Raw genomic sequence first — 13348 nt, 5'->3', positions numbered from 1 at the left:
GCGCCGGCCGGGCTTGGCTCCCCCCGCCGGCGCTGCACAAGGGACCGCCGCGGCGCCGGCGGTGTTCCCGCACCGGGCACCGTTCGGTTTTCCGAACGGCGACGCAGCGCTGCGACCGGATTTCCGAACGCCCGGCACGGGCCGCCGCCGCAGAACCCGCGCGGCGCCGGGCAATCACACCGTCGGGCGCGCTGGCACGGTCCCTGCACTGGTGGACCGCATCGGACGCCGGCGGCGTCCATCTTTCCTACCTCGTCTGGAGACTGGTCATGCGCACCTCCCTTTCCGTCCTCGCCCTCTGCTTCGCCGCTGCCGGCCTCGCCGCGCCCGCCCATGCCGCCGAACCGACCGGCACGCTGAAGAAGATCAAGGACAGCGGCACGATCACGGTCGGCCACCGCGAATCCTCGGTGCCCTTCTCCTACCTGGACGCGGACCAGAAGCCGGTGGGCTACGCGATGGACCTGTGTGCGAAGGTGGTCGAAGCGGTGAAGGACGAGCTGAAGCTGCCCAAGCTGGAGGTGAAGTACCAGGCGGTGACCTCGCAGAACCGCATCCCGCTGATGCAGAACGGCACCATCGACATCGAATGCGGCTCCACCACCAACAGCGTCCAGCGCCAGCAGCAGGTGGGCTTCTCGGTGAACTACTTCGTCACCAGCGTGCGCATGGCGGTGCGCAAGGATTCCGGCATCAAGGATATCGGCGACCTCAACGGCAAACCGGTCGCCACCACCACCGGCACCACCTCGGACGCGCTGATCAAGCAGAACGAAAAGGGCAAGTCGATCGACGTGCGCAACATCTACGGCAAGGACCATGCCGATTCCTTCCTGATGGTCGAGAGCGGTCGCGCCGCCGCCTTCGTGATGGACGACATCCTGCTCGCCGGCCTGATCGCCAGCTCCAAGAACCCTGCCGCCTACGAGATCGTCGGCCCCTCGCTGCGCGACGAGCCCTACGGCGTGATGCTGCGCAAGGACGACACCGAGTTCAAGGCGGTGGTCGACAAGGCGCTGACCGGGCTGATGAAGTCGGGCGAGGCCGAGAAGATGTACACCAAGTGGTTCACGCAGCCGAACCCGCCGCGCAACGTGAACCTGAACTTCCCGATGAGCGCCGCCACCAAGGCCGCGCTGACCAATCCGACCGACAAGGGCGTGGAGTAAGGGGGCGAAGCCAGGACGAGCGGTCAGGAGGGGCAGTTCCTGTTCCTGCCCCTTCAAGGGGGAGGCTAGGAGGGGGATGGGGTTGGGCTCAGCGCGGCGCTTCACCCCATCCCCACCCCAGCCCAGGAGCCGGTGCCGGCTGGCACCGTCGTTCGGCCGGCGGCGAGCAGTGCTCGCCGAAACCCCGTCCTCACCCCCTTGAAGGGGAGGGGGCACGACACCTTCCTTTTCGCGCTCCATCGTGCGCCTGACGGCCAGCCGGACGACCACACAAAACACCAACACGGGGATTTCCCATGAACTACCACTGGGATTGGGCCTTTTTCTTTCAGGAGACCGATGACGGTCTCAAATACATCGACTGGGTGATCTCCGGCATGGGCTGGACCACCGCGGTCTCGCTGTCCGCGCTGGCGATCGCGCTGCTGGTGGGCTCGGTGCTGGGCGTGATGCGCACCACGCCCAGCAAGCTGCTGGTGGCGATCGGCGACACCTATGTCGACATCTTCCGCAACGTGCCGCTGATCGTGCAGCTCTTCATGTGGTTCTTCGTGGTGCCCGAGCTGGTGCCGGAATCCATCGGGCTGTGGATGAAGCAGGACCTGCCCTACTTCGTCACCGCGGTGATCGGGCTGGGCCTCTACACCGCGGCGCGGATCGCCGAGCAGGTGAAGTCCGGCATCAACGCACTGGCACGCGGCCAGCGCTTCGCCGGGCTGGCGCTGGGCTTTACCGAGTGGCAGACCTACCGCTACGTGCGCCTGCCGATGGCCTACCGCATCGTGCTGCCGGCGCTGACCTCGGAGGCGATGAACATCTTCAAGAACTCGGCGGTGACCTACGCGGTGGGCATCCTCGAGCTTTACTTCCAGTACAAGCAGATCATCGAGAAGACCTCGCAAGTGCTGGAAATCACCATCGTGGTCACGCTCACCTACTTCGTGCTGGCGTTCGCGATGAACCGCCTGCTGGGCTTCATCGAGAAGCGCACGCGGGTGCCTGGCCTCATCACCGGCGGCAGCGGAGGACACTGAGATGGGTGATTTCGAATTCGGCGTCATCGCCGACAACTGGCGCTTCCTGGCCGAGGGCCTGCGCTACACGGTGCAGGTCACCCTGGTCGCCACCATCGGCGGCATCTTCCTCGGCACGCTGCTGGCGCTGATGCGGCTGTCGTCGGTGAAGCCGCTGCAGTGGTTCGCGGTGGGCTACATCAACTTCTTCCGCAGCGTGCCGCTGGTGCAGGTGATCCTGGCCTTCTACCTGATCATCCCGATGGTGCTGCAGATGTTCACCGGCAAGCCGATGCCGATCGGGGCGGAGAACTCGGCCTACTTCACCTTCACGGTGTTCGAGGCCGCCTACTTCGCCGAGATCATGCGCTCCGGCATCCAGTCCATCCCGCGCGGCCAGATCGGCGCCGGCTACGCGCTCGGCTTCACCTACGGCCAGACGATGCGGCTGGTGGTGCTGCCGCAGGCCTTCCGCAACATGCTGCCGGTGCTGCTGACGCAAACCATCGTGCTGTTCCAGGACGTGTCGCTGGTGTATGCGATCGGCGCCACCGACTTCTTCGGCGCGGCCGACAAGATCACCCAGCGCGACCTGCGCCCGGTGGAGATGTACACCACGGTGGCGGCGGTCTATTTCGTCCTCTGCTTCAGCCTCTCGCGGCTGGTGAAGCGGCTGCAGACCCGCATCGCCATCATCCGCTGACCCTCCCCCCGTATTCCCGGAGCATCCCGACATGATCGAGATCAACAACGTTTCCAAGTGGTATGGCGACTTCCAGGTGCTGACCGACTGCACCACGGGGGTCAAGAAGGGCGAGGTGGTGGTGGTGTGCGGCCCCTCCGGCTCGGGCAAATCGACGCTGATCAAGTGCGTCAACGCGCTCGAACCCTTCCAGCAGGGCAGCATCAAGGTCAATGGCATCGCGGTGGAAGATCCCAAGACCAACCTGCCCAAGCTGCGCTCGCACGTGGGCATGGTGTTCCAGCACTTCGAGCTGTTCCCCCACATGACGATCACCGACAACCTCGCGATCGCGCAGATCAAGGTGCTCGGCCGCAAGCGCGACGAAGCGGTGGAAAAGGGCCTCAAGCTGCTCGACCGCGTCGGCCTCAAGGCCCACGCGCACAAGTTCCCCGGCCAGCTCTCGGGCGGCCAGCAGCAGCGCGTGGCGATCGCCCGCGCGCTCGCGATGGACCCGATCTGCATGCTGTTCGACGAGCCGACCTCGGCGCTGGACCCCGAGATGATCAACGAGGTGCTCGACGTCATGGTCGAACTCGCGCGCGAGGGCATGACGATGATGTGCGTGACCCACGAGATGGGCTTCGCGCGCAAGGTGGCCCACCGGGTGATCTTCATGGACCGCGGCGCCATCGTCGAGGACGCCGCCAAGGACGAGTTCTTCGGCCAGCCGCGTTCGGAGCGGGCGCAGAGCTTTCTGGCGAAGATTCTGCAGCACTGAGCCGGGGCAGTCGGGGCGCGGTATCGCCCCGTGCGGCCGCCAGAGCCGTGGCCTGACTTGCTCCCTCCCCTTCAAGGGGGAGGGACTACCCCCACCACATCGCGCCAATACCCCCGGAGACCCAAATGCCCCTCTCCTCCCAACTCCGCCACCTGCTCCTCCCTGCCCTCGCCGCGGCGGCCTTGCTGCTGCCGCCCGCCGCCCACGCGCGTGAAGCCGCAGCGCCGGCACGCCTCGCCAAGGTGGTGATCCTCGCCACCGGCGGCACGATTGCCGGCGCCGGCGCCGACGCGGCCTCCAGCGCCACCTACCAGGCCGCCAAGGTGCCGGTCGAGAAACTCGTCGCCGGCATCCCGGAGCTGAAGAACCTTGCCGAAGTGCGCGGCGAGCAGGTGTTCCAGATCGCCTCCGAGAGCTTCACCAACGAGCACCTGCTGCAGCTCGGCCGCCGGGTCGCGGAGCTGAGCGCCAGCGCGGATGTGGACGGCATCGTGATCACCCACGGCACCGATACGCTGGAGGAGACGGCGTTCTTCCTCAACCTGGTGATCCGCAGCGACAAGCCGGTGGTGGTGGTCGGTTCGATGCGGCCGGGCACCGCGCTGTCGGCCGACGGCGCGCTCAACCTCTACGACGCGGTGGCGGTGGCGGCGAGCGCCGACGCGCGCGGCAAGGGCGTGCTGGTGACCATGAACGACGAGATCCACAGCGGCCGCGACGTCAGCAAGGCGGTGAACATCCGCCCGGACGCGTTCCGCAGTCCGTGGGGGCCGCTGGGCATGGTGGTGGAAGGCAAGCCCTACTGGTTCCGCCTGCCGGCCAAGCGCCACACGCTGAATTCCGAATTCGACATCGCCCGCATCCAGTCGCTGGCGCCGGTCGAGATCGCCTACGGCTACGGCAACGTAAGCGACACCGCCTACAAGGCCTTCGCCGCCGCGGGCGCCAAGGCCATCATCCATGCCGGCACCGGCAACGGCTCGGTGTCGAACCGGGTGGTGCCGGGGCTGCAGGCGCTGCGCGCGCAGGGCGTCCACATCGTGCGCTCGTCGCGGGTGGATGGCGGCGGCTTCGTGCTGCGCAATGCCGAACAGCCCGACGACAAGTACGACTGGGTCGCCGCGCACGACCTCAACCCGCAGAAGGCCCGCATCCTCGCCGCGGTGGCGCTGACCACCACCAGCGACAGCCGCGAGCTGCAGCGCATCTTCTGGGAATACTGAGCACGCGCCGCCCGGCGCCGAGCGGCGCCGTGGCAGCCGTCACACCGCTGCGCGCGGACGCGCCGCACCCTCTGCGCCGCGCGCGGTCGAACCCGACGAGCGGCGCATCCGACGCCGCACACCACGAGGAGACACCATGCAAACCACCCGCATCGAGCACGATCTGCTCGGCGAACGCGAAATCCCGGCCGACGTGTATTGGGGCATCCACAGCCTGCGCGCGCTGGAAAACTACCCGATCACCGGCAAGTCGATCGGCGCCTATCCGGAACTGGTGAAGGCGCTGGCGCTGGTGAAGCAGGCGGCGGCACGCACCAATCACCAGCTCGGCCAGCTCGACGAGGGCCGCTTCCACGCGATCGACGAAGCCTGCCGCGAGATCGCCGAGGGCCGGCTGCACAACCAGTTCGTCGTCGACGTGATCCAGGGCGGCGCCGGCACTTCGACCAACATGAACGCCAACGAGGTGATCGCCAACCTCGCGCTCGAAAAGCTCGGCTGGCCCAAGGGCCACTACAAGGAGCTGCACCCGATCAACCATGTGAACATGAGCCAGAGCACCAACGACGTCTATCCGACGGCGCTGAAGCTGGCGGTGGTGTTCGCGATCCAGGGCCTGCTCGACGCGATGGAGACCCTGCGCCTGGCCTATCTCGCCAAGGCGGAGGAATTCAAGGACATCCTCAAGATCGGCCGCACCCAGTTGCAGGACGCGGTGCCGATGACGCTGGGCCAGGAGTTCTCCACCTACGCGGTGATGATGAAGGAGGATGTCGCCCGCCTGCGCGAGGCGATCTGCCTGATCCAGGAGATCAACCTCGGCGCCACCGCGATCGGCACCGGCATCAACACCGACATCCGCTACGCCAAGATGGCGACCGAACACCTCGCCGAACTGTCCGGGGTGAAGCTGGTGCCGGCCGAGAACCTGATCGAGGCGACGCAGGACACCGGCGCCTTCGTGCAGCTCTCCGGCGTGCTGAAGCGCATCGCCTGCAAGCTCTCCAAGGTGTGCAACGACCTGCGCCTGCTCTCCTCCGGCCCGCAGGCCGGCTTCAACGAGATCAACCTGCCCGAGCGCGCGGCGGGGTCGTCCATCATGCCGGGCAAGGTGAATCCGATCATTCCGGAGGTGGTGAACCAGATCGCGTTCGAGGTGATCGGCAACGACGTCACGATCACGCTGGCGTCCGAGGGCGGCCAGTTGCAACTCAATGCCTTCGAGCCCATCATCGGCCACTCCCTGTTCAAGAGCATCGAGCACCTGGAAGCCGGCTGCCGCACGCTCACCGACAACTGCGTGCGCGGCATCACCGCCAACCGCGAGCTGCTCGCGGAGCGGGTGCGCACCTCGGCCGGGCTGGCCACCGCGCTCAATCCGCACATCGGTTACGAAAACGCCACCTGGGCTGCGCGCGAGGCGCTGAAGACCGGGCGCAGCGTGGCCGAACTGGTGCTGGAGCGCGGGCTGATGGACAAGGAGAGCCTGGAACGCACGCTGCGGCCGGAAGTGCTGACCGCGCCGCGCGCCGAATAAGCCGCCACCTCACCCGGAGCCCGACCTCTTGCCACGCCAGCCCGTCATCGCCCTCGTCGCCACCGGCGGCACCATCGCAGGTACCGCCGACACCCCGGGGGCGGTCACGGGCTATACCGCCGGCGTGCTCGGCGCCGAGGCCTTGCTCGCGGCCGTCCCCGGGCTGGGCGAGATCGCCGCGCTGCGGGCCGAGACCCTGTTCAACCTGGACAGCAAGGACATGGCGCCGGCGCACTGGCTGGCGCTGGCGCAACGGGTGCAGGTGCTGGCCGACGACCCGGCGATCGACGGTGTGGTGATCACGCACGGCACCGACACGCTGGAGGAATCGGCGTTCTTCGTGCATCTGACGGTGGCCACCGCCAAGCCGGTGGTGTTTACCGCGGCGATGCGGCCGGCGACCGCGCTGTCGGCCGACGGGCCGATGAACCTGCTCGCTGCGGTACGGGTTGCGGCGGCGCCCGCCTTCCACGGCCTCGGCACGCTGGTGGCGATCAACGACCGGGTCTATGCCGCGCGCGACGTGCAGAAGCAGCGCACCCACGGCCTGGATGCGTTTGGCGCGGGCGAAGGCGCCGCGGTGGGACGCAGCGACCCGGCGCGGCCCGGCCTGCTGGTGAATCGCGATGGCGGCAGTTGCGCGGCGGCGCTGGCCAGCGCTGCGCTGCCCGCGGTCGAGGTGCTTTACATTGCCGCCGGGGCATCGCCCGCGCTGCTCGACGCCGTGCGCGGCAGCGGGGCGGCGGGCGCGGTGCTCGCCTTTCCCGGCAACGGCAGCGTGCCCGAGGCCTGGAAGCCGGCGATCGACGCGGCGCTCCACGCCGGCATGGTGCTGGTGCGCGCCAGCCGGGTACCCGCCGGGCCGGTGGGCCACGACACCCGCCTGCCCGCGTCGTTGCTCAGCGCGGGCGACCTGCCGCCATCGAAGGCGCGGGTGGCGCTGATGCTGGCGCTGGCCTGCGACCGCCCGCAGCGCTTCTGCACCCTCGCCGCCCCGCACTGACGCGCCGCTTCAGGCCCCCCAGCGCCGGCGCAGCGCGAACAGCGCCAGCAGACCGCCGCCGATCAGCGCCAGCGCACCCGGTTCGGGGATGACCTGGCACTGCGGAGCGCTCGGGTTCTCGACGCAGATCGAGCCGGTGAAGCGGCCGGTCAGCGTGGCCTCCTCGCCGCCGTCATCCACCGACGAGAAGGTCCAGCTCACCTTGAAGATGTTGCCTTCGGCGTTGTAGTTGGTCAGGTCCATGGTCGGCGCGAACAGGATGTAGTCGAACGCGCCCGAGCCGACGTTGTTGCTGAAGCACTTCAGCGGCAGCGAGTCCGGATCCACGCACACCGTGCCCGGGGCCTCCACCGGATTGACGCCGTCGCCGAGGATCCAGTCTTCGAGCAGGTTGCCATCCTTGTCGAAGATCTCCACCTTGGCCATGGCGAACAGGCTGGGGTTGCCGCCGGTTTCATTCTGGTCGAAGGTGAATACCGGAATCGTGGCGTCGAAGGTGTCCTGCAGGTAACGATAGAGGTCCGACACCAGCATGGTGGTGGCGCTGGTGCCCCCCATGCCCCAGCTGCCGCTGGTGGGGTTCTCGTTAACGTTGGTGATGGGGTCGGGGATGTTGTACGGCGCCAACCCGCCGTTGGAGTTGCTCTGTCCGGCCGAGCGCGTGGTGATGATCACGTCCAGCGTGCCGGTGCCGGCCGACTTGTCCCAGCCGGCGTCGGGCTGGAGGTAGTCGAGTACGCGCGTGGAGTAGGAGTAGAAGTCGCCGTACTGGATGGACACGACGACGCCGTCGATGACCGTGTCGGGAAGCGGCAGCAGCGCGGCGGAGACGGACGGGCTGGCGATCGCGCAGCAGGCGGTTGCACAACCGAGCACAACTTTGCGGATTTCCATGACAACTCTCCGAAGACAGTCGTGCACGCTCTATCGCAAGAAAGAAGCCCGCTCCGGTAATGCTTTGAAAAATCTACACCTATGTCAAATGGCTTAGCCTTTTCGGACTAGTACTGTGAAATTTTCCGACATCTGTCCGAAGACCTAGAGTCCCGGATCGCTGCCGCCGCCCGCCAGCGCGGTCTCCACCATGCGGCGGGTCAGGTGCGGCGCAAACAGTTCGACGAAGGCGTACACATAACCGCGCAGCCACGCCCGGCGGCGCAGGCCGATACGGGTGGTGCTCGATTCGAACAGGTGGGCGGCGTCGATCATGCCGAGCTTGCGGTCTTCCTCCGGGTCGTAGGCCATGCGGGCGAGGATGCCGATACCAAGGTCCATCGCCACATAGGTCTTGATCACGTCGGAGTCGAGCGCGGTGAGCACCACGTTGGGCTTCAGGCCGCGGCCGAGAAAGGCCTTGTTGATCTGGCTGCGGCCGGTGAAGGCGTCGTCGTAGGTGATCAGCGGATAGCGCGCGATCGCCTCCAGCGTCAGCGGCTGCTCGCGCAGGATGGGATGGCGCGGCGACGCGACCACGCAGCGGTTCCACTGGTGGCAGGGCAGCATCACCAGCTCGTCGTATTCGGCAATTGCCTCGGTGGCGATCGCGATGTCCGCCGAGCCGTCCAGCACCATCTCGCACACCTGGTGCGGGCTGCCCTGGTGCAGCGACAGCTTGACCTGCGGGTAACGCCGCATGAATTCGCGCACCACCGGCGGCAGCGCGTAACGCGCCTGGGTGTGGGTGGTGGCGATCGAGAGTCCGCCGGCCGCTTCGTTGGAGAACTCGTCGCCCACCTGCAGCAGGTTGTCCATGTCGCGCAGCATGCGTTCGGCGATCGCGAGCACCGCGCGGCCCGGCTCGGTGACCGCCACCAGGCGCTTGCCGTGGCGGGCGAAGATCTCGATGCCAAGTTCCGCCTCGAGCAGGCGGATCTGCTTGGACACCCCCGGCTGGGACGTATACAGCGCGTCGGCGGCGTCGGAGACATTGAGTCCGCGGCGGGCCACTTCCTGGATGTATCTCAGTTGCTGCAGGTTCATCTCACAAACCTTAATAACCAATTCTTCTTAAAGTCTAACGCATAGGCTCTTTTTGAACTAAACAGGTCGGTCTACGATGCGCCGCAACATCAAGGAAGCCTGTCCATGGACTTTGCCTATACCGTCGCCGGATTCGCCGTCGGCGCCATCGTCGGTCTCACCGGCGTTGGCGGCGGCTCGCTGATGACGCCGCTGCTGGTGCTGCTGTTCGGCATCCACCCCTCGGTGGCGGTGGGTACCGACCTGCTTTACGCGGCGATCACCAAGGCGGGCGGCACCGTGGCCCACGGCCTCAAGGGCACGGTGGATTGGACCGTGACGCGCCGGCTCGCGAGCGGTAGCATCCCGGCCGCGGCGCTGACCCTGGTGCTGGTGGGCACCTTCGCCCCCGGCGGCATGGCCGGTGCCACCGGGCTGATCAAGGTCGCGCTGGGCGTGGCGCTGCTGCTCACTGCCGTCGCGCTGATCTTCCGCAAGCAGATCCAGGCGTACGCGGCGTCGCGTTTCGGCGACGAACCGAATCCGCAGCGCACCGCGTGGCTCACCGTCGTCGTCGGCGCGGTGCTTGGCGTGCTGGTGTCGATCTCGTCGGTGGGCGCCGGCGCGCTCGGCGTCACCGCGCTGTTCTTCCTGTACCCCAAGATGCCCGCGCTGCGCATCGTCGGTTCGGACATCGCCCACGCGGTGCCGCTGACGCTGGTGGCCGGCATCGGCCACTGGATCCTGGGCAGCGTCGACTGGTTCCTGCTCGGCAGCCTGATCGTCGGCTCCCTGCCCGGGATCTGGCTCGGCAGCCATATTTCGACCAAGGTGCCGGACCGGGTGCTGCGCCCCATCCTCGCCACCATGCTGGTGCTGGTGGGCGCCAAGCTGATCGGCCACTGAACATCCGCGGGCGGCATTGCCGTCCGCACCCGAACTCAACGAGAGAGACGCGATGTACCGATACGACGATTACGACCAGCGCCTGGTGGATGAACGGGTGGCGCAGTTCCGCGACCAGACCCGCCGCTACCTCGCCGGCGAGCTGTCCGAGGACGAGTTCCGCCCGCTGCGCCTGCAGAACGGCCTTTACGTGCAGCGCCACGCGCCGATGCTGCGCATCGCCGTGCCCTACGGCCTGTTCTCCAGCGCCCAGCTGCGCACGCTGGCCGACATCGCCCGCCGCTACGACCGCGGCTACGGCCACTTCACCACCCGCCAGAACATCCAGTTCAACTGGCCGGAGCTGGCCAAGGTGCCGGAAATCCTCGCCCAGCTCGCTACCGTGCAGATGCACGCGATCCAGACCTCGGGCAACTGCATCCGCAACATCACGTCGGACGCCTTCGCCGGCGTGGCCGCCGACGAGCTGATCGACCCGCGCCCCTGGTGCGAGATCCTGCGCCAGTGGAGCAGCTTCCACCCGGAATTCGCCCACCTGCCGCGCAAGTTCAAGTTCGCGGTCAATGGCGCCAAGGAAGACCGCGCGGTGATCCAGGCCCACGACATCGGCCTGGACGTGGTGAAGAACGACGCCGGTGAGATCGGCTTCCGCGTGCTGGTCGGCGGCGGCCTCGGCCGCACTCCGATCATCGGCGAGGAAATCGCCGCCTTCGTGCCGTGGCAGCACATCGTCACCTACTGTGAATCCATCCTGCGGGTGTACAACCTGCACGGCCGCCGCGACAACAAGTACAAGGCGCGCATCAAGATCCTGGTGAAGGCGCTCGGCATCGAGGAATTCCGCCGCCAGGTCGAGGCCGAATGGGCTTTCCACAAGAACGGTCCGTCGACGCTGACCGAAGCCGAAGTCGCGCGCGTCGCCGCCCACTTCGTCGATCCGGCCTACGAAAGCCTGCCGGCCACCGACGCCGGCTACGCCAGCCTGCTCGAAGAGAACAAGCCCTTCGCCGCCTGGGTGAAGCGCAATGTGCGCGCCCACAAGGTGCCGGGCTACGCCAGCGTCACCATTTCGCTGAAGAAGACCGGCGTGCCCCCGGGCGACATCACCGAATCGCAGATGGAGCTGGTCGCCGACCTCGCCGACGCCTACAGCTACGGCGGGGTGCGCGCCACCCACCAGCAGAACCTGGTGCTGGCCGACGTGCGCCAGTCCGACCTGTTCAAGGTGTGGCAGTCGCTGCGCGACGCCGGCCTGGCGACGCCCAACATCGGCCTGCTGACCGACATCATCTCGTGCCCGGGCGGCGACTACTGCGCGCTTGCCAACGCCAAGTCGATCCCGATCGCCAATGCGATCCAGGAGCGTTTCGACAACCTCGACTACCTGTACGACATCGGCGAGATCGAACTCAACATCTCCGGCTGCATGAACGCCTGCGGCCACCACCACGTCGGCCACATCGGCGTGCTCGGCGTCGATAAGAACGGCGAGGAGTGGTACCAGGTGACCATCGGCGGGGACCAGGGCAACAAGGCCGCGATCGGCAAGGTGATCGGCCCGTCCTTTGCCGCTGCCGAGATGCCGGACGTCGTCACCCACCTGATCGAAACCTATATCGCCAACCGCCATGAGGACGAACGCTTCGTCGATACCGTGCGCCGCATCGGCATCGAACCGTTCAAGGCCCATGTCTATGGCAATCGCCAGACCGAAAAGAAGGTGGCCCATGCCTAAAGTGATCCGCAACCGCCGCGTCGAGGACGACGCCCGCCAGATCGTCCGCCTTGCCGAAGGCGAAACCGCCGAAACCGTGGCGATTCCCGCCGGCCCGGTGCTGGTGCCGCTGGCCGTGTGGCAGGCGCGCGCCGAAGAACTCGCCGCGCGCGGCGACGTCGGCGTGTGGCTGGAGGCCGCCGAGGGCGCCGAGCTGATCGCCGCCGATTTGCCCAAGCTGGCCGCGGTGGCGGTCAACTTCCCCGCCTTCACCGACGGCCGCGGCTATTCCACCGCCGCGCTGCTGCGCACCCGCTACGGCTACAGCGGCGAGCTGCGCGCGATCGGCGACGTGCTGCGCGACCAGTTCCAGGCTTACGTGCGCTGCGGCTTCGACACCCTGCAGCCCAACGCCGGCCGCTACACCGATGCGCAGCTGGAAGCGGCGCTCGCCAGCCTCGGCGACTTCAGCGTGCCCTACCAGGGCGCGGTGGACGAGCCGCGCCCGCTGTGGGCACGTGCCCAACGCGGAGTGGCGGCGTGAGCGGCGCGGTGTCGATGCTGCGTCCGGCAGCCACGAATCCGGCCACCCGCCCCGAGCTGACCGAGGCGCTGCGCGCCAGCGTCAGCGCCAAGGCCGCGGCCGCGCGCGAGTTGCTGGCCGCCGCGGTGGCCGAACTCGGTGCCAATGGCGAGATCACCTTCGCCAACAGCTTCGGCGCCGAGGACATGGTGCTGACCGACCTGATCCTGGGCGGCAAGCTGCCGATCGAGATCTTCTCGCTCGACACCGGCCGCCTGCCGGCCGAAACCTATACGCTGATGGGCGCAGTCGAGCAGCGTTACGGCACGAAGCTGAAGGTGTTCTTCCCGGACGCGACCGCGGTCGAGCAGTTCGTCCGCAGCGAGGGCATCAATGCGTTCTACGATTCGGTGGAGCTGCGCAAGGCCTGTTGCGGCATCCGCAAGATGGAGCCGTTGCGCCGCGCGCTGGCCGGCAAGAAGGCGTGGGTGACCGGGCTGCGCGCCGCGCAGTCGGTGACGCGCACGGGCCTTGCGCTGCGCGAGTTCGACACCGGCAACGGGCTGGAGAAGTTCAACCCGCTGTCCGACTGGACGGAGGCCGAGGTATGGGCGTATATCCGGATCAACGAGGTGCCCTACAACGCGCTGCACGACCAGTTCTATCCGAGCATCGGCTGCGCACCCTGTACGCGCGCGATCGCGCTGGGCGAGGACATCCGCGCCGGCCGCTGGTGGTGGGAAGATCCCGCTTCCAAGGAATGCGGTCTGCACGTCAAGAAGACTTGAGCATGAAGACCGCGAAACGCGTAGCGCCCTCGTTCCTGCACCGCCTGCAC

General features: G+C 67.5%; 13 protein-coding genes. 11 read left to right on the top strand and 2 right to left on the bottom strand.

From position 1 onward, the window contains the following. The first annotated feature begins 269 nt into the window (after positions 1-269). The 7 genes from dqs_RS02235 to dqs_RS02205 all read left to right on the top strand — a co-directional run bounded on the left by dqs_RS02235 (position 270) and on the right by dqs_RS02205 (position 7408). Positions 270-1169, top strand: coding sequence for a transporter substrate-binding domain-containing protein (locus tag dqs_RS02235; protein ID WP_065339538.1), 900 nt, complete (start codon positions 270-272; stop codon positions 1167-1169). Positions 1170-1465: 296 nt separating this feature from the next. Continuing rightward, positions 1466-2203 carry an amino acid ABC transporter permease gene (locus dqs_RS02230; protein WP_011764176.1) on the top strand — a complete coding sequence of 246 codons (738 nt, stop codon included), beginning with the start codon at positions 1466-1468 and terminating at the stop codon, positions 2201-2203. Between the two features lies 1 nt (position 2204). Continuing rightward, a complete protein-coding gene (locus tag dqs_RS02225) occupies positions 2205-2885 on the top strand; it encodes an amino acid ABC transporter permease (RefSeq protein WP_011764175.1) in 681 nt (226 codons plus the stop codon). Positions 2886-2916: 31 nt separating this feature from the next. After that, complete coding sequence (locus dqs_RS02220) at positions 2917-3645, top strand: amino acid ABC transporter ATP-binding protein (protein ID WP_011764174.1); 729 nt, start codon at positions 2917-2919, stop codon at positions 3643-3645. Positions 3646-3770: 125 nt separating this feature from the next. Beyond that, positions 3771-4868, top strand: coding sequence for a type II asparaginase (locus tag dqs_RS02215; protein ID WP_065339537.1), 1098 nt, complete (start codon positions 3771-3773; stop codon positions 4866-4868). Positions 4869-5004: 136 nt separating this feature from the next. Beyond that, the gene (gene aspA, locus dqs_RS02210; RefSeq protein WP_011764172.1) at positions 5005-6405 is read left to right on the top strand and encodes an aspartate ammonia-lyase; all 1401 of its coding nucleotides are present in this window, start codon (positions 5005-5007) and stop codon (positions 6403-6405) included. 28 nt (positions 6406-6433) lie between these two features. After that, entirely contained in the window at positions 6434-7408 is a 975-nt protein-coding gene (locus dqs_RS02205; protein WP_065339536.1) for an asparaginase, read from the top strand. Between the two features lie 9 nt (positions 7409-7417). Here the strand turns inward: dqs_RS02205 and dqs_RS02200 are convergent, their stop codons facing one another. Together dqs_RS02200 and cysB are read right to left on the bottom strand one after the other, a co-directional pair. Next, a complete protein-coding gene (locus dqs_RS02200) occupies positions 7418-8302 on the bottom strand; it encodes a PEP-CTERM sorting domain-containing protein (protein WP_011764170.1) in 885 nt (294 codons plus the stop codon). Between the two features lie 144 nt (positions 8303-8446). After that, positions 8447-9388 (bottom strand): HTH-type transcriptional regulator CysB, encoded by a 942-nt coding sequence (cysB, locus tag dqs_RS02195; protein ID WP_011764169.1) that lies wholly within the window; start codon positions 9386-9388, stop codon positions 8447-8449. A 105-nt stretch (positions 9389-9493) separates the two neighbouring features. On the opposite strand from cysB, the gene dqs_RS02190 reads away from it, so the two are divergent. Genes dqs_RS02190 through dqs_RS02175 form a run of 4 tightly spaced genes read left to right on the top strand, consistent with a single transcriptional unit; the run spans position 9494 to position 13298 of the window. After that, complete coding sequence (locus dqs_RS02190; protein ID WP_011764168.1) at positions 9494-10273, top strand: sulfite exporter TauE/SafE family protein; 780 nt, start codon at positions 9494-9496, stop codon at positions 10271-10273. 52 nt (positions 10274-10325) lie between these two features. Next, a complete protein-coding gene (locus dqs_RS02185; protein WP_065339535.1) occupies positions 10326-12008 on the top strand; it encodes a nitrite/sulfite reductase in 1683 nt (560 codons plus the stop codon). Beyond that, the gene (locus tag dqs_RS02180) at positions 12001-12531 is read left to right on the top strand and encodes a DUF934 domain-containing protein (protein ID WP_011764166.1); all 531 of its coding nucleotides are present in this window, start codon (positions 12001-12003) and stop codon (positions 12529-12531) included. The genes dqs_RS02185 and dqs_RS02180 overlap by 8 nt, the downstream gene beginning before the upstream one ends. Continuing rightward, positions 12528-13298 (top strand): phosphoadenylyl-sulfate reductase, encoded by a 771-nt coding sequence (locus dqs_RS02175; RefSeq protein ID WP_065339534.1) that lies wholly within the window; start codon positions 12528-12530, stop codon positions 13296-13298. Before dqs_RS02180 ends, dqs_RS02175 begins: the two co-directional genes overlap by 4 nt. The last annotated feature ends 50 nt before the right edge of the window (positions 13299-13348 follow it).

This window comes from Azoarcus olearius (genome assembly GCF_001682385.1).
GTDB lineage: Bacteria > Pseudomonadota > Gammaproteobacteria > Burkholderiales > Rhodocyclaceae > Azoarcus > Azoarcus olearius.
Note: the sequence above shows the minus strand (reverse complement) of the source record. Positions and strands in the feature narration are given on the sequence as shown.